Source organism: Auritidibacter sp. NML120636 (assembly GCF_003185945.1).
Taxonomy (GTDB): Bacteria; Actinomycetota; Actinomycetes; order Actinomycetales; family Micrococcaceae; genus Auritidibacter; species Auritidibacter ignavus.
The window spans coordinates 176,396-195,004 of record NZ_QHLO01000001.1; the positions used below are offsets into that span (position 1 = coordinate 176,396).

16 protein-coding genes are annotated in these 18,609 nt (G+C 59.0%); 6 read left to right on the forward strand and 10 right to left on the reverse strand.

The annotated features are described in order from the left end of the window. Nucleotides 1-52 precede the first annotated feature (52 nt). Nucleotides 53-1,480 carry a branched-chain amino acid transport system II carrier protein gene (gene brnQ, locus DCC25_RS00805; protein ID WP_183145568.1) on the reverse strand — a complete coding sequence of 476 codons (1,428 nt, stop codon included), beginning with the start codon at nt 1,478-1,480 and terminating at the stop codon, nt 53-55. A 286-nt stretch (nt 1,481-1,766) separates the two neighbouring features. Here brnQ and DCC25_RS00810 point away from each other — a divergent pair, with 286 nt between their 5' ends. From DCC25_RS00810 to DCC25_RS00820, 3 genes are all read left to right on the forward strand, one after another. Then, the gene (locus DCC25_RS00810; protein WP_110100269.1) at nt 1,767-3,053 is read left to right on the forward strand and encodes a helix-turn-helix domain-containing protein; all 1,287 of its coding nucleotides are present in this window, start codon (nt 1,767-1,769) and stop codon (nt 3,051-3,053) included. A gap of 69 nt (nt 3,054-3,122) precedes the next feature. Continuing rightward, nucleotides 3,123-4,646 (forward strand): aldehyde dehydrogenase family protein, encoded by a 1,524-nt coding sequence (locus DCC25_RS00815; RefSeq protein ID WP_110100270.1) that lies wholly within the window; start codon nt 3,123-3,125, stop codon nt 4,644-4,646. A gap of 104 nt (nt 4,647-4,750) precedes the next feature. After that, nucleotides 4,751-5,212, forward strand: coding sequence for a DUF779 domain-containing protein (locus DCC25_RS00820; protein ID WP_110098635.1), 462 nt, complete (start codon nt 4,751-4,753; stop codon nt 5,210-5,212). Between the two features lie 36 nt (nt 5,213-5,248). Here the strand turns inward: DCC25_RS00820 and DCC25_RS11260 are convergent, their stop codons facing one another. Genes DCC25_RS11260 through aroA form a run of 5 tightly spaced genes read right to left on the reverse strand, consistent with a single transcriptional unit; the run spans nt 5,249 to nt 9,509 of the window. Further along, complete coding sequence (locus tag DCC25_RS11260) at nt 5,249-5,605, reverse strand: CrcB family protein (RefSeq protein WP_158278408.1); 357 nt, start codon at nt 5,603-5,605, stop codon at nt 5,249-5,251. Next, the gene (locus DCC25_RS00830; protein WP_110098637.1) at nt 5,602-6,165 is read right to left on the reverse strand and encodes a CrcB family protein; all 564 of its coding nucleotides are present in this window, start codon (nt 6,163-6,165) and stop codon (nt 5,602-5,604) included. Before DCC25_RS00830 ends, DCC25_RS11260 begins: the two co-directional genes overlap by 4 nt. Next, on the reverse strand, nt 6,162-6,995 hold the full coding sequence (gene hisN / locus DCC25_RS00835) for a histidinol-phosphatase (RefSeq protein WP_233242778.1): 834 nt from the start codon (nt 6,993-6,995) through the stop codon (nt 6,162-6,164). The genes DCC25_RS00830 and hisN overlap by 4 nt, the downstream gene beginning before the upstream one ends. A gap of 4 nt (nt 6,996-6,999) precedes the next feature. Further along, nucleotides 7,000-8,118 carry a ribosome small subunit-dependent GTPase A gene (gene rsgA / locus DCC25_RS00840; RefSeq protein ID WP_110100272.1) on the reverse strand — a complete coding sequence of 373 codons (1,119 nt, stop codon included), beginning with the start codon at nt 8,116-8,118 and terminating at the stop codon, nt 7,000-7,002. Beyond that, on the reverse strand, nt 8,115-9,509 hold the full coding sequence (gene aroA, locus DCC25_RS00845; protein WP_110100273.1) for a 3-phosphoshikimate 1-carboxyvinyltransferase: 1,395 nt from the start codon (nt 9,507-9,509) through the stop codon (nt 8,115-8,117). Before aroA ends, rsgA begins: the two co-directional genes overlap by 4 nt. A gap of 268 nt (nt 9,510-9,777) precedes the next feature. Here aroA and DCC25_RS00850 point away from each other — a divergent pair, with 268 nt between their 5' ends. Then, nucleotides 9,778-10,446 (forward strand): sigma-70 family RNA polymerase sigma factor, encoded by a 669-nt coding sequence (locus DCC25_RS00850; protein WP_233242779.1) that lies wholly within the window; start codon nt 9,778-9,780, stop codon nt 10,444-10,446. Between the two features lie 49 nt (nt 10,447-10,495). Next, nucleotides 10,496-10,759 carry a mycothiol system anti-sigma-R factor gene (rsrA, locus tag DCC25_RS00855; RefSeq protein ID WP_110098691.1) on the forward strand — a complete coding sequence of 88 codons (264 nt, stop codon included), beginning with the start codon at nt 10,496-10,498 and terminating at the stop codon, nt 10,757-10,759. A gap of 75 nt (nt 10,760-10,834) precedes the next feature. On the opposite strand, the gene DCC25_RS11845 is transcribed toward rsrA, so the two are convergent. From DCC25_RS11845 to DCC25_RS00870, 4 genes are all read right to left on the reverse strand, one after another. Continuing rightward, nucleotides 10,835-10,912 carry a 50S ribosomal protein bL37 gene (locus tag DCC25_RS11845; RefSeq protein ID WP_369859877.1) on the reverse strand — a complete coding sequence of 26 codons (78 nt, stop codon included), beginning with the start codon at nt 10,910-10,912 and terminating at the stop codon, nt 10,835-10,837. 87 nt (nt 10,913-10,999) lie between these two features. Further along, nucleotides 11,000-11,611: a GDSL-type esterase/lipase family protein gene (locus DCC25_RS00860; RefSeq protein WP_110098642.1), complete on the reverse strand. Its 612-nt coding sequence runs from the start codon at nt 11,609-11,611 to the stop codon at nt 11,000-11,002. A 91-nt stretch (nt 11,612-11,702) separates the two neighbouring features. Next, nucleotides 11,703-12,797, reverse strand: a complete 1,095-nt coding sequence (locus DCC25_RS00865; protein ID WP_110100275.1) for a nitronate monooxygenase family protein — start codon at nt 12,795-12,797, stop codon at nt 11,703-11,705. 118 nt (nt 12,798-12,915) lie between these two features. Beyond that, nucleotides 12,916-16,695: a multifunctional oxoglutarate decarboxylase/oxoglutarate dehydrogenase thiamine pyrophosphate-binding subunit/dihydrolipoyllysine-residue succinyltransferase subunit gene (locus DCC25_RS00870; protein WP_110100276.1), complete on the reverse strand. Its 3,780-nt coding sequence runs from the start codon at nt 16,693-16,695 to the stop codon at nt 12,916-12,918. 370 nt (nt 16,696-17,065) lie between these two features. Between DCC25_RS00870 and DCC25_RS00875 the strand changes: the two genes are divergently transcribed. Beyond that, a complete protein-coding gene (locus DCC25_RS00875) occupies nt 17,066-18,535 on the forward strand; it encodes a GuaB1 family IMP dehydrogenase-related protein (RefSeq protein ID WP_110100277.1) in 1,470 nt (489 codons plus the stop codon). Nucleotides 18,536-18,609 lie beyond the last annotated feature (74 nt).

Sequence of the window (18,609 nt, forward strand, 5' to 3'; positions counted from 1 at the left end):
CCCGCTCATGTCATCGATTTGTGAACAGGGTCTTTGCGTCAAAGGCGAGCCTCTAGGAGCGATTCAGTGCCTGGCTCGTGTCGGACGATGGCGTCTCATCTCTTTGGAGAGGGTCGCGGATTTCTCCTGAGACGAGGTCATCATCTCGGGTCAGGCCGCGCTGCATATCGAAGATGAAGGCAATGGTTGCTGCCACGACGGTGGGGACCATCCATCCCAGTCCCGCTGAGAACAACGGGATGATCGCCAGTGGCTCGGCCAGGACCTCAGCACCGAACAGATTGTTGGACACGATCAGATCAAGGGCCGAGAAGATCAGCGCGACATAGACACCGGTGCGGTAGGTCAGTGGTAACTGGCGACGCGGGACCAGCAGGTGGACCAAGCTGGTGACGATTAAGGCTATTGCGGGTGGGTAGATCAGTCCGATGATGGGTGTCGAGAACGTCAGGATGCGTTCCAGGCCGAGATTAGCAAGAGTGAATGCGATCACGGTGAAGATCATTGCCCAGCTACGGTAGGACAGCTGGGGGAGTAGTTCTTCAAAGAACGACGCTGAGGCAGCAATCAGACCAACCGCGGTGGTCAGGCATGCCAGCAGAACCACAGCGGAGAAGATGATGTCTCCGGTCAATCCCAAAGTCAGCTTCGACGCGCTGGACAGAATTTCTGCGCCATCGGAATAACTTTCTTTATTCGGCATGCGCGTGCCCATAAAGCCCAGACCGAGGTAAACCAGCATGAGGAAGAAGCCGGCGATACAGGCCGAGATTGCGCTGAGCTTTACCACTCTCTTGTGGTTGGTTATGCCAGCAGCGCCGAAGCTGGAGACCACCACGATGGCGAATGCCAGAGCGGCAATGGAATCCATGGTGAAGTAGCCCTGAAGAATTCCGGCGATCAGCGGGCTGGAAGCGTATTCCTCGGTGGGAGCTACCGGGGGATTATTCATGGACGCAATAACGGCGATGGTCATCACGGTCAACAGAATGAGCAGGGCGGGGGTGAGGACTTTACCCAAGGAGTCGGCCACCTTGCCTGGGAATAGCACAATGACGAACGCGACGGCAAAGAAGAGCCCGGTAAAGAACACGCGCCAGCCTGTACCGGATAGTCCAAAGGTGGATTCAATGCCGAGTTCGTAACCGATCGCTGCCACGCGTGGCATGGCGTAAAACGAACCGATGGAGAGATAGACAACCACTGAGAAGATGACACCGAAAATGACGCCAGCTCGAGAGGCCATATCCCTGACGCCGGAACCAGACACTGCGACAGCAATGATCGTGATGACCGGTAGGACCACGCCGGCCACCAGGAAGCCGGTGATTGCAGGCGCAAACCGATCGCCGGACTCGATACCGAGCATGGGCGGGAAAATCAGGTTCCCGGCCCCAAAAAACATCGAGAACAACATCAAACCAACGGCGAAGACTGTTGTGACGGTTTTCTTCGACGACAATGTGGTCGGTGAAGCCATAGATGGGGCCATCCTTGAGCGTCTGAGGTGCAGTGACTCACCTTAGGATAATGTCTGGTGGCTCACGCTACTGATATTGGTAGCTAGATTTCCCGACGTCTCGAATTGGTTAGAGGGTCAGTGGAGGAGTCGGTCTACGTGTCCATCGAATAACGTGTCCGGTCAGTACAGCCAACTAGCTTCACCTGTCTCGATCTGGGAGTTGGTCTTGTCAAGGGGTATTTGGCTCACCTAGAGTATGTGATGATGATCACATTCAAGCGCTCTTCTTTGAGGTGGGTCTCAGATGAGAGAAGGACTGGTCGCAAGCGGTGGTCCGAGTTACCGCGGGCTACCTCCGGAGTTGGAAGCCTCGTGGCGTCGCTCTCGCGCTCATTCTCTTGACGCCGAGTCGACTGACGCCCCGTTGTTCTACGACGGGCTGAAGTTGGATGACTATCGAAGAAACCACCCCCTTGCTGCTTTGTTACCAATGGTGCGGAGTGTGTTGACGGACTCCGTGGCTGAGTCAGGGTTAATTGTGGCCGTCGTCGATTACGCCGGCACCTTACTCTGGGTGGAGGGCGACCACCACACGCGGACTCTTGCGGAGGATCTATCCTTCGGTCCTGGCGCCAATTGGGCGGAGCAAAGCATGGGCACGTCCGCCCCTGCGGTTGCTTTAGTCACCGGACGTCCGGTTCAAGTGGCACGAACACAACATTTTGCCCTCCATATCCAATGCTTCTCGTGCACCGCAGTCCCTGTTCGCGACCCGATTACCGGAAAGATCTTAGGGGCCCTGGACATTACGGGCGGTGATCGTGCCGTTGCCGGGCATGCGCTGGCGTTGATGAAAGCCACCGGATTAGCTTGCGAAGGATACCTGCGAGAGCTCTACGCGGACCGCATGCCAACGTGTCTCTATCACGGTGGGGTGCAGGCGGGGCTTGGGCCCACGACACTGAGTGCGGTCGGCCGAGCCAAGCCCTTGCTGGTCGATGGTGCGGGAAATGCCGTAGAGCTGAGCCAACGTCATGCGGAAATTCTTTTCTTGTTGTGCTGGGAGGCACATCAGCGCGGTCGAGGCATGAGCGCGGAAGAGCTGAGTGAGCAACTTTTCGGCTCTGGTGAGCACGTGGTCACGGTGCGCGCTGAAATGACCCGCTTGCGAAAATTCCTAGCTGCGCGACCGGCGCTTGCTGTTGAAGTCGAGTCTCGACCCTATCGGCTTGTGGCGTCGCTGGAGCTTGATGTCGTGGAACTATGGAACGCCTTGCGCTCTGGTGATCTTGACCAGGCGTTGGGTTTCGGCAGTCAATCGTTCTTGCCAGAGAGTGGCGCGCCGGGGGTATTTGAGGTGCGCCATCGAGTGGCGACGTGGTTACGAGAGCTCGTTCTGGAGAGAGCCAATGCCGAGCAAGTGCTGAAGTATCTCGATACGTGTCACGACGAGGAAGACGAGCAAGTCATGATGCTTGCACTCAAAATTCTGCCCGAGCAGCATCCGCGCCGAACGGAAATTGTCTTGAACCTCGAGCGCACTGGTGAAATCGACGGGATGCGTTGCAACCCGCCTGCAACCGGCATGTGATTAGGATCATATTCAAGGAGTCTCTGAAGAGTAACCGTAACAACGGACTCCCGTTTTTAGGAGGTCAGGATGACACAATATGCACACCCCGGCCAGCCTGGCGCGCTGGTGGAATTTAAATCACGATACGACCATTACATCGGTGGCGAGTGGGTTGCACCAGTCAAAGGTCAGTACTTCGAGAATATTACTCCAGTGACCGGCAAAGTCTTCACCGAGGTCGCTCGCGGAACCGCGGAGGACATTGACGTCGCGATCGATGCGGCACAAGCTGCAGCATCAGCGTGGGGCAAAGCCTCGGCGGCCGAACGGGCCGGAGTTCTGTTGAAGATCGCGGACCGGATGGAGCAACATCTTGAAGAGCTTGCGGTGGCTGAGACCTGGGATAATGGTAAAGCCATCCGAGAACCCCTAAACGCAGATCTTCCCTTGGCGATTGACCACTTCCGCTATTACGCAGGGGCGATACGCGCTCAAGAGGGTCGGCTGTCCCAAATTGACGATGACACCACCGCGTATCATTTTCACGAACCGCTGGGCGTTGTCGGGCAAATCATTCCCTGGAACTTCCCGCTGTTGATGGCGGTGTGGAAACTGGCTCCAGCGCTGGCAGCAGGAAACGCTGTCGTGCTCAAGCCAGCTGAGCAAACTCCGGCTTCGATTCTGGTGCTGTTGGAGTTAATTGGGGACCTGCTGCCTGCGGGGGTCGTCAACGTGGTCAATGGATTTGGGCTGGAAGCCGGTAAGCCATTGGCTTCGAATCCGCGGATTCGAAAGATTGCTTTTACCGGCGAGACCACCACAGGTCGACTCATCATGCAGTATGCGTCAGAAAACATTATCCCCGTAACCCTGGAGCTAGGTGGTAAGTCCCCAAATATTTTCTTCGAGGACGTGATGGCTGCCGATGATGCGTTCTTCGACAAAGCACAAGAAGGGTTTGTGCTCTTTGCACTCAATCAGGGCGAAGTCTGCACCTGCCCGTCTCGAGCGCTCGTGCAGGAATCGATCGCCGATGACTTCTTGGAGCAGGCGGTAGCTCGCACTCAGCGCATTAGTCACGGTGACCCGCTCAATTCGGACACGGTCATTGGTGCACAGGCTTCCAATGATCAGCTCGAGAAGATCCTGTCTTACCTGGACATTGGAGTTAAGGAAGGCGCGGAAGTCCTGACAGGCGGTGGCCGTGCTGAACTGGAGGGAGACCTCGCGGAGGGGTTCTATGTCCAACCCACTATCTTTAAAGGGAAGAATGATATGCGTGTCTTCCAGGAAGAGATCTTCGGTCCTGTCGTCGCTGTCACGACCTTCGCGGATTACGACGAGGCAATCTCGATTGCAAATAACACGCTCTACGGTTTGGGCGCTGGCGTGTGGTCGCGGAATGGTACGAGAGCCTATCGGGCTGGTCGAGATATTCAAGCGGGCCGTGTGTGGGTGAATAATTATCACAGTTATCCGGCCCACTCGGCCTTTGGCGGGTATAAGTCCTCCGGTATTGGACGCGAAACGCACCTGATGATGTTGGAGCATTACCAACAAACGAAGAACCTATTGGTGTCCTATTCCGATTCCGCTTTAGGTTTCTTCTAAACGCGAGCGAAAGCAACTGAGTGAACAAGACCGGGCCTGCGGATGCTGTGGCGTTCTGGGCCCGGTCAACGCTTCTGTGAAGCATACCCTGAAAGGAGGGCACCATGTCGTCACATAGCGACACTGCCGAGAAGAACGCGGACCCAGAGATATTTTTGGTCGCCCGCCCAGAAATAAGCGGAGAAGATTTTTCCCGGGTATCGATGACTCGATCTGCCTTTGAGCTGTTGCAAAAGCTTTGGGCTTTTCATGGTCCCCTGCTGTTTCACCAGTCAGGCGGATGTTGTGATGGCTCCTCGCCGATGTGTTTCCCGATCGGAGATTTTAAGACGGGCGCCTCAGACGTTTTACTGGGCACGTTCGAGATGTCCGGCCCGCCAGGTGAAGGCCACCGACCTGACCGCGAAGGTCAGACGCTACCGTTCTGGATATCCGCTGAACAGTTTCAGGTCTGGAAACATACTCGGCTGTGTTTAGATGTTGTCGACGGCCGTGGCGCAGGCTTCTCGGTGGAAGCCCCGGAAGGCAAACGGTTCTTGATCCGTTCGAATTTATTGGATCAGTAGCGCTTGGCAACGTTGCGAATCTTTGGGGGTGCGAAATCAGCTAAACGACGTGATAGCCAGGGTGAATCCCAGAGTGGCCACGGCCAGACTGGCGACGATGTGAAGAGTCCAGGTGCCAACCGCTCGCCCAAGGTTTCCAGCCATGACGTGGTGGGCGGTGGACATGGAGACCGTGGAGAATGTGGTGAGCGAACCTGCTAACGCCGTAATCCAAATCAGCCTGGCCTGTTCGGCCAGATCCGCATAACCGAGCATCAAACCACCGACCACACCGGCGATGGCCGACCCAGCGATGTTAGCGAGCAAAATACCGTAGCGCGGAAGCAAAACATCCGCCACGTAGCGGGTAACGGCTCCGAAAAAAGCGGCTACCACGAACGCGATGGCGATCACGCCGACTCCTCTGTGCTGGGCGCCGGGTGACTTGGCCTTGAAGCACAGTGGCGGGAACCCAGCCGGTAGCCCCACAGCGCGACTGCGGTGCCGGCCACGAGCACACCGGCTAGCAGTAGCGCGCCACTGAGCATCGCGATGACAACAGTGGTGGCAGGTGAGGGCCCGACGACTGAGCCTAATACCCAGACTCCGGTGGTGTAGGAGACCATCATGGCGGAGACAGTGGTGAAGGACCCGAGAAAACCGGTGGTGAGTGCTGGTGGTAGCCAGCTGGGCAGGTGTTGGCGTTGCACTCGGGGTGAGGTCGCCAGCCTGCCGCTGACGATGCCGAGGAGAAAAGATCCGATGAGGTTAATGACGATCAGTTCCCAGATGGTCGAGGAAAACCCGAGTCCATGGGGGACTGTGGTCAGGCCACCGGGGGTGAGACTGGGGTTGGGGAAGACCACGGTGACCAGCCAGCGCACCACGGCTCCGGTCACACCGGCTAGCCCCACGGCCAAGAGGACGGCGGGGTGTAGTCGAGCTCGGACCCTGGTGCCGATAGTTTTCGTCATTGGGCTCGTTGTTGTCCGCGCAGGCTGGGGTTGAGACGCTCCAGGACCTCATCGTGCAGCAGGTCATTGGTGGCCAGTGCATGTCCGCCGTAGGGTCCGGGTTCTCCGTCCAGTGAGGTGAACCGACCACCGGCTTCGGTCACGATCGGCACGAGCGCGGCCATGTCGTAGAGTTCGAGTTCTGGCTCGCAGGCGATGTCGACTGCGCCTTCGGCCACGAGCATGTAGGACCAAAAATCCCCGTAGGCCCGCACCCGCCAGACTGTTGAGGTCAATTCCAAAAATTCGCGAATATTACCGCGGTGGCGCCAGCCCTCCAGCGAGGAGAAAGACAGCGACGCGTCATCAATCACGCTCACGTTGGAGGCATGAAGCTGGGTTGCTCGAGCCAGCGACCGACCGGTGAAGGCACCACTTCCTTGAGCGGCCCACCAGCGCCGGTGTAGTGCCGGGGCCGAAACGACGCCAACGACAGGGATCCCGTCTTCGACCAGGGCGATGAGCGTGGCCCACACGGGCACCCCTCGCACAAAGTTCTTGGTTCCGTCGATCGGATCGATGATCCAGCGTCGGGAGGAATTGCCCTCGGTACCGAATTCTTCACCCAAGATCGCATCGCGGGGGCGGGCACGGGCTAGCTGGTTGCGAATGTGCTGCTCGGCGGCTCGATCGGCATCGGTGACCGGGGTGAGGTCTGGCTTGGTGGAGACCTGAAGGTCTTGAGCGTGAAAGCGAGCGGTCGTGACGGCGTCTACGCTATCGGCAATGGTCAGCGCGAGATTCAGGTCATCACGGTAGCCTTGCCAGCTGTTGTCGAGTGCCATGCTCATTAGATTACCCTCTTGCTACCTCGTCGCCGGGGCTGGAAACACGGTTGGCGAGTAATCGGCGCAACGAGGCCAACCGGGCCGGCCCAGAACTTCCAGCGTGACCGGAGTCCACCCAGTCATCCAGGGCACACTCGCGGGCTTGCTCACGGTGGGTGCACCCGCGTGGGCAATCGGCAATAGCAGGCAGAAGTTCCTGGAATCCGGCCACCACGTCATCAGGATCGACCAGTCCGAGCCCAAAGGAACGGATTCCGGGGGTATCGATGAGCCAGGACGGTTCGGTGTCATCGGTGTGCTCGCCACGCAATGGGACCGCTACCGCCGAGGAGGAGGTGTGTCGGCCGCGTCCGGTGGTGGGATTGATGTGACCGGTGGCGCGGTCAGCGCCGGTCAGCGCGTTGAGCAAGGTGGACTTGCCGACGCCGGAGGGCCCCACAAGTGCGCTACGGTGTCCGGTGAGACGCTCAGCGAGCCGGTGGACGTCCTCGGCATTCAGCTCAGTGTGATCGGCAGTGTGTGGATCCCCTGAGGTGGTAATGATCTCCAGATCAACATCGGCGTAGTGGTCGACGAGGGGTTGGGCAGAAGCCACATCGGTTTTGGTTACACACAACAGGGGTGTAATGCCGGCATCAAAGGCTGCAACCAGGGCGCGATCGATAAAACCGGTGCGCGGTTCCGGATCAGCGGCGGCGACGACGATCACGAGCAGATCCACGTTGGCGACCACGATGCGCTCATAGGTGTCGGAGTCATCGGCCGAGCGGCGCAGTACGCTCTGGCGGTCTGCTAGGCGCACGATGCGGGCCAGGGTTCCGTCGGCCCCGGAGAGATCGCCGACCACAGCCACCCGGTCACCGACCACGATCGCGGTTCGGCGCATCTCTTTGGCGCGCATCGCGACCACAGTACGTGGCTGATGCAGGGTGGAGGAACGTCCTCCGGGTTGTTGTGCGGGCAGGTAGACCGTATAGCGACCGCGATCTACGGCGATGACTCGTCCCAACGCGGCGTCGTGGTGCTCAGGGCGTTGCTTAGTGCGCGGCCGGGAGCCCCGCTTGGATGGGCGAGTGCGGGCCGACGACTCGTCAAAATCGGAGTAATCAATGGTGAACCGGCTCATCCTTGTACCATCGTCCTCTCTGCCGTGGCCTCGAGGCCGAAGAGCTCCGACCAAGCCAGCGGGAACCGTGGCATGGTTTTGGAGGTGGTGGTGATATCACGGACGCTGACCCCGGGGATGTGCAAACCGGCCAGCGCGCCGAAGGTTGCCATCCGGTGGTCGGCCCAGGAATCCAAGGTCGCCGGGCGCAACTGCTCCGACGGGCTGAAGTACAGGGCGGTGTCGGTGGCATGAACCCGGGCGCCGAGTTTCGTGGCCTCGGTGACGATGGCGTGCAATCGGTCGGTTTCGTGGCCGCGCAAATGACCGATCCCGGTCAGTGCGGTCTCGGAATCTGCGACAAGGGCTAGGGCCGCAATGGTCGGCACCAACTCGGCGGCGCCGGCAATTTCCCCGGCACCGAGGATGATCGGTTTCCCAGTCGAATCTGTTTGACCGGTGACTGTCAGGGTGCCAGAGGCGTCATCCTCGGGGTTTGGAGCCCACTGCACATCGGCGCCGAACCGTGGCAGGATCTGCTGCCACCGGTCACCAATCTGGGTGGTCTCCCGGGGCCAGTGGGGGATGGAGACCCTTCCACCGGTGATCACCGCGGCGGCCAAGTACACGCCAGCGTTAGACAGGTCGGGCTCGACCGCGGTGTTGCGGGCTCGGATGGGGCCAGGGGAGACGATCCAGTGCCCGGGCTCCGGGGACGCGGTCTCGACGCCGACCTCGGCGAGGACCTTGAGAGTCATGCCAACGTGTTCTGGGCTGGGAACCCTGGACCCGGTGTGACGGATCGACAGTCCGCGCTCGTAGTGGGCCGCGCAGAGCAAAAGACCGGATACAAACTGGGAGGAACCGCTCGCGTCGATACAAACAGTGCCGCCGGGCACGGAGCCGGTGCCGTAGACCGTGAAAGGCAGATGAGCCACCGGGGTAGTCTCTGCGGTGATGCGCACTCCGGCCTGACGCAGCCCCTCCAGCAAGGGGCCCATCGGGCGGGCACTGGCTTCGGGGTCACCCACGCAGTGGACCTCAGCCTGCATCAGGGCGGCAACAGGGGGAATAAAGCGCATCACCGTCCCGGCCAGGCCCACCTCAATGGTGAGCGGTTCCGCGAAGTGGGTGCCGGGTTTCAGTGGGGTGATGCGATAGCTTCCCGGTGCATCGCCGGGGGTGATGGTTGCACCCAGGGCTTCCAAGGCGTCCCTCATCAGCGCGGTATCGCGGGAGTCGAGTACCCCGGTCAATTCGCTCGGGGCCTTAGCCAGAGCCGCTAGCACCAGATAGCGATTGCTTAGTGATTTGGAGCCGGGGATCTCTACGGTGGCCCGTACGGGGCCCCTGGCGTGGGGGGCCTGCCAGAGCTTGTCGGCGGGATGATCAGCAAGGGAAGGTGAGGACACGAACGATATCTCGTTTCAGCCGGTGACGTCTGATGAACTAGGTTCTAGCCTAGCGACTGTGGCATAGCGAACCGAATGCTGAGGAATATCTGAGACCGCCGGAGAGCTATACGGGTTAGTAGAACAGTGTCGGTCACCGCTCGCTGGGCGTATCGGACCTGACGGACAGAGAATGTGGAGGAGGAGCTCGATGCCAACGGCAGTAGCGAAGACACCGGCACGGCCACATGGCACGGGACGGACTCAACAGCGCTTAGACTGGGCTGTAATGAGTACGACAGATCCTGCCCCGTCCGCAGACTCCTCGCCAGACACCGACCGCATCGATCCGAAAACCGAGTCTCTCGAACAGCGCAAAGAACGCTTCGAGCGGGACGCCATGCAGTACGTGGACCAGCTTTATGCTGGCGCCTTGCGCATGACACGGAATCCCGCCGATGCTGAAGATCTCGTCCAGGAAGCCTTTACCAAGGCATTTTCCTCGTTCCACCAGTACAAGCCGGGCACGAATTTGCGGGCCTGGTTGTACCGGATTCTGACCAATACCTACATCAACTTGTACCGCAAGCGTCAGCGTTCGCCTCAGGAATCGGGCACCGAGGACGTCGAGGACTGGCATATGGTCCAAGCCGCCGAGCACTCCTCAACAGGGTTGCGGTCGGCGGAGACAGAGGCCCTGGATCGGTTGCCGGATGCTGATGTGAAAAAAGCTCTGCAAGAGATTCCGGAAGAGTTCCGGCTGGCGGTGTATTTCGCCGATGTTGAGGGATTTGCCTATAAGGAAATTTCTGAGATCCTCGATGTTCCCATTGGAACGGTGATGTCGCGACTGCACCGGGGTCGGAAAATGTTGCGGGAACGGCTTACGGACTATGCCGCGGACCGGGGGATCCGAGCAGCAGTGGAAGACCAAACGAAACAGAAGACGAAAAAGTAAGGAGGAAGGTTCGCTCATGGGGCAGACACCAGACGATGCACACTGCAATGTGACAGGCTGCCGGGAGAGTGGTAATCCTTCCGATTCCCGTATCCAACGAATTTATGAGTATCTTGATGGGGTGCTCTCCCACAGTGATATTGAAGATGTACAGGGGCACCTGAATGAGTGCGAAGAGTGTAGTGCAGAATATGACTTGGAATGCATTATTCGCTCGGTGGTCCGTCGGTCCTGTACTGAAAAGGCCCCGGATTCGCTGAAGTCGAAAATCATGGTGCGTATCAGTGAGATTCGGGCAGAAAGTTCACACTAACCCTTCGAAATACAACGAAGGTGGACGAAAAAATTCGTCCACCTTCGGGAAAATCTTGTGTGGCCTCACGCCACGTTAGCCAGCATTAGGGCGTTTTCCGCCATTGGCCTTATTCTTGCGACGATCCTTGCGCTTACGACCACGCTTACCCATGGCGCAACTCCTTTCTAGCGCCTCAAGACGGTGGTGAATGAATTCTTGGTAAATTTTAGCACCCGTGCCTGTTGCGCTTTGACGCGATTAGGATTGCGATCCGAGGTTCTCGGGTAGATTCATCCAGCGATACCACCCCCGGTGTAGCACCAGCCACGCCACCAGCCCGTAGGCAGACTGGCCGGGCAGACCCTGGTTTGATGCGAGATCCTGCTGGTACTGGTTATGGTCGACCAATGCTTCAAAGACATCAACATAGAATACGTTGCGGCGCTGGGCCACATTCCGGTAGGCAGCGTTAAGTTCGCGTAACTTCTGGTTGGCATCCTGATCCAGACCGGGCAAGGGACCAACAACAAATACCTCGAGGCCTTGTTGAGTCGCTTTATCGATGATGTTGGCCAAGTTCAGCCGAGCTCGTGCCGAGGTAGGCACATACTTCGTGTCGGAACTATTCAACGCGATGAGCAACCGGTTTTCAGTGTCGTTGCTGAACCGGGGTAGTGCTTCTTCTTCCCAACGATAGGACATCGCCTCGATGGGCTCTTGGGGGGCGGCCAGGACGTAGCTTTCTACCAAAACGTCGGGGTGATGACTCTTGGCGAGAACTCTGCCCAACCACCCCATGGCACGTGGATCGCCCAGCCCGGCGAGGTGTTCTCCACCCACTGAGGCCAGTCGTATCTGCCGAAATTCCATGCTGTTGGTATCTTTCTGTCTCAATCCGTTATTGTCTCAACGCTACCGCGGATTCGCGCAGAATCGATGAGCACTGCTATGTGCCGCGTGATCAGCCTGATGAGCGCAAACCGGCCAGCCGCTGTGGATGGTCAGCGAGCGTGGACGCGCTCAGCAAATGTTCCACAATTTCGGCAGCGGGCAGATGCTGAATGTTGCGGAAACCAGTTCCTGCCCAGAGATTTAGGTGTTCGGGATTGTGCTGCTGATCAGCCTGCTTGCGAATCCCTGAGGTGAGATAGTGCAACTGCGGGTATAGGTCGGGGGCCTGATCAGACAAAGCATCCGTGAATTGGTTGCGGATGGCCCGGGCTGGACGGCCGGTGAATGCCCGGGTGATCACGGTATCGCGATCGATCAGGTTGCGCAGTCCGAGACGGTGGGTCTGCTTGGTGCCAGCTTCTACTGCGTCCAAGAATAAGGTGCCAACCTGAACCGCTGTTGCGCCTTCGGCCAATAATTCGGCCACATCGTGGGGGCCGGCGATCCCACCTGCGGCGATAACGGGCACCCGGTGGTGTCGGGCCGCATAAGCGAGTAGTTCGCCGGTGCTGGGTGAGGCGTCGAAGTGATCGGCATCGGGGACACTGGCCCGATGCCCACCGGCATCAGGACCTTGGACGATGAGCAGGTCGGCCCCGTGGCGCACAGCTGCATCAATACCAGCACAGCTGGTGGCATTGAGCGCCACCCAGCGCCTGGCCTGGTGGACACGATCGATGACCTGAGCTGTCGGGTAACCAAAGGTAAAGGAGATGACCGGGATCGAGGAGCTCAGCGTCACGTTGAGCTTGTCATTGAAAGCGTCATCGGAGTAGATCGGCGCTTCTGGCAGGAGTTGTGGGTCTAGCTTCAGTTTCGAGATGATCTGGTGGCGGTACTTGAGGTACACGTCTTCGTCGATCTCTTGGGCCGCGGGGTCGGGGACGAACAGGTTCACACCAGCGGGTGCATCGGTGGCCTCGGTGTAGGCGTCCACTTGCGCTTTGAGCGCCTCGGCACTGAGATAGCCACCGGCCAGGAACGGAAACCCACCTGTTGCCGCCACGGCGATGGCAAGCTGGGCAGTGCTGGGGCCTCCAGCCATGGGGGCAACAACGAGCGGTCGTGTCAGGGTCAGCTCGGGCAACGATGGTATGGAGGGCATATCTTCGATGCTACGAATCAGGCCACGGTCACGGCAAGGGATACAGCTACGGCACGTGGCCCAATCAACCCGGTGATGGGAAGGTGAGACACGTGCCGTAGCTGGTCAGCAGGAGAACTTACTTTCCGAAGACCTCGTCGAGCAGTTCTTCCAGCTCCTGATCGTGCCGCGGCTTGCTGCCGGCTGCCGGGGAGGCTGAGGCTGGACGGGAGATGACGTTAATCTCGCGATCCAGTTCGGGGGCCAGGTTGACGGCCATGAACGGCCACGGCCCCTGGTTCTCCGGCTCATCCTGAACCCAGGTGAGATTTGCCTCGGGATATTTCTTCAGTTCTTCCTGGATCTCCTGGGTCGGCAACGGGTACAGCTGCTCGACGCGGACGATCGCGGTGGAATAATCCTCGTTCTTGGTGCGACGATCCAGCAGATCGTAGTAGAGACGACCCGAGACCAGCAGAACGCGTTGGGCGTTGGAGCCAATCTTGTCGTCTCCCATGACCGGACGGAAACCGTGCTGAGTGAAGTCGGCGATCTCCGAGCTGGCTTCACGGCGACGTAGTAGCTGCTTCGGGGTGAACACGATCAGCGGACGCCGTGGCGTGGAGTAAGCCTGCTCACGTAACAGGTGGAAGTGGTTGGCACCAAAGGAAGGCTGGACCACACGCATGTTGTGCTGTGCGCACAGCTGTAGGTAGCGCTCGATACGCGCCGAGGAGTGGTCAGGACCCTGTCCTTCGTAGCCGTGTGGTAGCAACATCACCAAGGAGGAGTGCTGACTCCACTTCTGTTCGGACGAGGAGATGAACTCATCCACAACGGTTTGAGCACCGTTGGCGAAGTCACCGAACTGGGCTTCCCACGCCACCAGCGCGTCGGGACGCTCCACGGAGTAGCCATATTCAAAACCAACGCAGGCAAACTCGCTCAGTGGCGAGTTGTAGATCCAGAACTTCGCCTGGTCCTCAGACAGGTTGGCCAGCGGGGTCCATTCGTCGTTGGTTTCGCGGTCGTAGAACACGGCATGGCGCTGTACGAATGTACCGCGTCGGGTGTCCTGACCGGTCACGCGCACCGGTGTACCTTCCATGAGGAGAGAACCGAAGGCCAGCAGTTCGGCAAAGCCCCAGTCGATGTCGCCGTCGACCGACATCTTCGCGCGCTTTTCCAGCATCGACTTGAGTTTCTTGTGAACGGTGAATCCTTCGGGGTACTCCGTGTGGGCTTCTCCGATCCGGCGCAACACTTCTTCGGAAATAGCGGTCTTTTCCGGAACGTATTCTTCGCTGGTTTCGTGAGAACCGTGCGCTGAACCCAAGATCGGGATCGGGGAGGTTTCGGCTTCGCCAATTTCGGCGAAGGCCCGCTCCAGACGATCCTTATAGTCCTGCATGGCCGAGTCGGCTTCTTCCTGAGTGATATCGCCACGACCGACCAGCGTCTCGACGTAGAGCTTACGGACCGAGCGCTTATTTTCGATCAGGTTGTACATCCGCGGCTGAGTCATCGAGGGGTCGTCACCCTCGTTGTGACCACGACGGCGGTAGCTGACCAGGTCGATCACAATGTCCTTGTGGAACCGCTCGCGGTAGTCGTAGGCCAGCTTGGCCACGTGCACCACGGATTCGGGATCGTCACCGTTGACGTGGAAGACCGGAGCGTTGACCGACTTGGCCACATCGGTGGCGTAGGTGGAGGAACGTCCTTGGGAGGGAGGAGTGGTGAAACCAACCTGGTTGTTGACGACCACGTGGATGGTACCCCCCGTACGGTATCCCCGCAATTGCGAGAGGGCGAAGGTTTCGTACACCACGCCCTGGCCGGCCATTGCGGCGTCACCGTGGACCAAAATCGGCATCACCGAGTAGGAAGTCGGTGAGTCAGAACCGCGGTCCAGACGATCCTGCTTGGCGCGCACGATACCTTCCAGTACCGGGTCAGCAGCCTCCAAGTGGGAGGGGTTAGCAGCCAGCGACACCTTGGTGGTGTTGCCGTTATAGGAGGTGAAGGTTCCTCCGGTACCGAGGTGATACTTCACGTCACCAGAGCCCTGCACGGTTTCCGGATCGATATTGCCGGTGAACTCGCGGAAGACCTGGGTGTAGGTCTTACCGGCGATATTGGTTAGCACGTTCAACCGGCCCCGGTGCGCCATAGCAATAGCGACCTCGTCGAGACCATCATCGGCGGCATCACCGATGGCAGCGTCCAACAGAGCGATCAGTGACTCACTGCCCTCCAAGGAGAACCGCTTCTGGCCGACGAATTTGGTCTGCAAGAAGGTTTCAAACGCTTCGGCGGCGTTAAGACGGCTGAGAATGTGTAGCTGCTCTTCCCGACTGGGCTTGGAGTAGGGGTGCTCCAGCTTGTCCTGGAACCACTCACGCTCTTCGGGGGAGTCAATGTGCATGTACTCCACACCGGTATTGCGACAATAAGCATCGCGCAAAACGCCCAGAATATCGCGTAACAGCATCGAGCTTTTGCCACCGAAATTTCCGGTTGCCCAAGAACGATCCAGATCCCACAGCGTCAGTCCGTGCTGGATAATGTCCAAGTCCGGGTGGGTGCGCATCCGGTACTCGAGCGGGTCCACATCGGCCATCAAGTGACCGCGGGTCCGGTAAGCGGCGATCAGCTGCTGGATGCGGGCGACCTTGCCGATTTCGTCACCGGGGTTGACCTGCACGTCGGGCTTCCAACGCACTGGCTCGTACGGAATACGCAAGGTCTTGAAGATCTCGTCGTAGAAGCCATCAGCGCCCAGCAAGTACTGGTGCACGTCGTTGAGGAAGGCTCCAGAGGCAGCGCCCTGGATGACACGGTGATCGTAGGTCGAGGTCAAAGTCAAGGTCTTAGACACCGCCCACCTCGACAACACTTCCTGCGAGGTGCCCTGGAAGGCCGCCGGGTAGTTCAGAGCGCCAACACCAATGATGGCGGCCTGACCCTCCGACAGGCGGGGCACCGAGTGTACGGTTCCGATACCACCGGGGTTGGTTAGCGAGACGGTGGTCCCGGAGTGGTCGTCCAGCGTGAGCTTGTTGTTGCGAGCCTTGGAGACGAGCTCTTCATAAGCTTCCCAGAACTCGCGGAAGTTCATCGACTCGACCTTTTTGATGCTGGGCTGAACCAGCACGCGCGACCCGTCGTTCTGGGGCAGGTCGATGGCCAGGCCGAAATTGATGTGTGCGGGCTGGACTGCGTACTTCTTATTGCCTTCTTCGCGGTACAGCGTGTTCATGCCCGGGTTTTTGACCAGGGCCTTGATGACGGCATACCCGATCAGGTGGGTGAACGAGACCTTGCCACCGCGTGCACGCTTCAGGCTGTTGTTGATCACCACGCGGTTATCAATGAGCGCCTTGACCGGCACATCGCGCACGGTGGTCGCTGTCGGCATCGACAGCGAGGCGTTCATGTTGGAAGCAATGGCCTTGGTGGCACCTTTGAGCTGGGTCCACGTGTCCTCACCCTGGTGGGACTCCTCGTCCTTTTTCTGCTTGGACTTCGGGGGCTCAGACGGGATGGCCTTTTCGCTGGAGCCCTCAGCCCGACGAACCTTCGGGCCGGAAGACTTTGAGGAGGAAGGCGAAGACGAAGAAGAGGACGACGATGCGGAGGATTGAGAGTTCGATTCCTTCTTGGTCGTTGACGTTGCGCTCGACTTCGTCGACGCGTTTTTCTGCTGTGGTTGAGCAGAGCGTGAGGTGCCCTTATCGCTGTCACCACCATGCCGTTTCTGCTGTGTTGCTGCAGTTCCTTCAAGGCGAGCGAAGATCTCGGCCCACTTGGGGTCCACAGATGAACGATCGGCCTTGTACTTTTCGTATATATCCGCCACTAGCCACTCATTGCCGGGGAATTCTTCTGACAGCTGGGCCGATGTCAGTTCTGGCACGGTGAAAGCCTCTTCCGTAGTCAGTTTGTGTTGGGGCGAGACGCTCTCAACGGGTGGCTGAGAAACAGTCCGCCACGTGTATTGTTCAGCTCTCTGCGCAGGTGCCTGCGGACATGTCATCGTCCGCGACACCGTGCCGAAAGCACGTTCTTTCATCATAGCTGTGATCGCGTCACGTAAGCCACAGCCAGGAGGTACTGTCCGACGAAGAAGTCAGGCTGTTTGCCAACAGCGCAAGTTCTAGACAATGGCGGTTTCACGGGCCCGAATAGCGGGATAAACCGGGGCAGCTGAAAAACGTGGTGCTCGCCCCAGGGATTATCGGTGTGGTGAGGTGGAGAGATGATGTGCGGTAGATCATGATAGAGGTATGCAGTTTTTAACCCAACCTCGGACTGATCTGACTTATTCAGATGTTTTCCTTGTTCCCTCCCGGTCTGAGATTACGTCTCGGACCGCTGTTGATATCTCGGCCCAGGACGGCACGGGCTCGCAGATACCGGTGGTGGCAGCGAATATGAACGCGGTCACTGGTCGGCGGATGGCGGAGACGATTGCCCGGCGCGGCGGGCTCGGCGTGCTCCCACAGGATCTGCCCCTGGATGAGGTTGCCTCAGTGACGTCCTGGATCAAATCTCGCCACCCGATCTTCGAGACCCCATTGTGGGTCACCCCGCAGGATCGGGTGTTGGACGTGCTGCATTTGTCGGCCAAACGCAATCATCCGGCCGTTGCTGTCATTGATGACCCCGAGAGCCGGACCTTCCGTGGTGTGGTGCTGGTGACCGACGTCGAAGGTGTTGACCACTTCACCTCAGTATCTGAACTGATGCGTGCACCGGTGATGACCTTAGGCGCTGACGAGCTTCCTGCCATTAGCACTCCCATGGCGGAACGCGCTGACGTTCTCAGTGAGCTATATCAGCGGATGCACCAAGCCCAGGTCGACTACGCCCCGGTCCTGGATGGGGACCGGCTTGTCGGGGTGATGACACTGTCCGGTGTACTTCGCTCCAGCCTCTACGCTCCGGGCGTTGACGATCAGCAACGCCTTCACGTCGCTGCCGCCATCGGCGTCAATGGTGATGTTAAAGGCAAGGCCGAAGCATTGGTGGAATCCGGTGTTGATTGTCTCGTGGTGGACACCGCACATGGTCACCAACAGAAAATGCTTGATGCCTTGAGCCAGGTTTCGCACCTGAAGGTGCCCCTGGTCGCCGGAAACGTTGTCACCGCAGATGGCACCAATGACCTGATCGATGCTGGGGCCGACATTATTAAGGTCGGTGTGGGTCCCGGGGCGATGTGCACCACCCGGATGATGACCGCAGTGGGGCGTCCTCAGCTCTCGGCGGTACTGGAATGTGCAGCAGCCGCGCGGGCTCGCGGGGCCTCGGTCTGGGCCGATGGAGGAGTAAAGCATCCCCGTGATGTGGCTCTTGCTTTGGCGGCTGGCGCCTCGCAGGTCATGATCGGCTCCTGGTTTTCAGGTACCTACGAATCTCCGGGCGACATCGTAGTGGACTCCTCGGGGCGTAAATATAAGGAAAACTTCGGGATGGCCTCGTCCCGGGCCGTCTCGGCACGCACCCGGGAAGATTCCGCCTACGAGCGCGCTCGTAAAGCGTTGTTTGAAGAGGGTATTTCCGGGTCGAAAATGTACATTGATCCCGACCACCCTTCGGTGGAGGACCTGCTGGATAGGATCACCTCGGGTGTGCGATCTTCGATGACCTATGCCGGCGCCTCAACACTGGAAGAATTCCACGAGCGCGCGGTCTTTGGAGTGCAGTCGGCCTCCGGGTACGAAGAAGGACGGGCAGTGGCTCAATCTTGGTAGTCCCGGCTGGTGGCCCTGTTGGTTGCGGGCAGGGCCACCGCAACCAGAATCAATGCTTATACTGTACTTATCAT

Bases quoted from the DNA above. Each gene is read 5' to 3' on its own strand.
- DCC25_RS00815 (WP_110100270.1), top strand. From the start codon at position 3,123: ATGACACAATATGCACACCCCGGCCAGCCTGGCGCGCTGGTGGAATTT.
- DCC25_RS00820 (WP_110098635.1), top strand. From the start codon at position 4,751: ATGTCGTCACATAGCGACACTGCCGAGAAGAACGCGGACCCAGAGATA.
- DCC25_RS00875 (WP_110100277.1), top strand. From the start codon at position 17,066: ATGCAGTTTTTAACCCAACCTCGGACTGATCTGACTTATTCAGATGTT.
- brnQ (WP_183145568.1), bottom strand. From the start codon at position 1,480: ATGGCTTCACCGACCACATTGTCGTCGAAGAAAACCGTCACAACAGTC.
- DCC25_RS00865 (WP_110100275.1), bottom strand. From the start codon at position 12,797: ATGCCCTCCATACCATCGTTGCCCGAGCTGACCCTGACACGACCGCTC.
- DCC25_RS00810 (WP_110100269.1), top strand. From the start codon at position 1,767: ATGAGAGAAGGACTGGTCGCAAGCGGTGGTCCGAGTTACCGCGGGCTA.
- DCC25_RS00830 (WP_110098637.1), bottom strand. From the start codon at position 6,165: ATGACGAAAACTATCGGCACCAGGGTCCGAGCTCGACTACACCCCGCC.
- DCC25_RS00860 (WP_110098642.1), bottom strand. From the start codon at position 11,611: ATGGAATTTCGGCAGATACGACTGGCCTCAGTGGGTGGAGAACACCTC.
- DCC25_RS11845 (WP_369859877.1), bottom strand. From the start codon at position 10,912: ATGGGTAAGCGTGGTCGTAAGCGCAAGGATCGTCGCAAGAATAAGGCC.
- hisN (WP_233242778.1), bottom strand. From the start codon at position 6,995: ATGAGCATGGCACTCGACAACAGCTGGCAAGGCTACCGTGATGACCTG.
- rsgA (WP_110100272.1), bottom strand. From the start codon at position 8,118: ATGAGCCGGTTCACCATTGATTACTCCGATTTTGACGAGTCGTCGGCC.
- DCC25_RS00850 (WP_233242779.1), top strand. From the start codon at position 9,778: ATGAGTACGACAGATCCTGCCCCGTCCGCAGACTCCTCGCCAGACACC.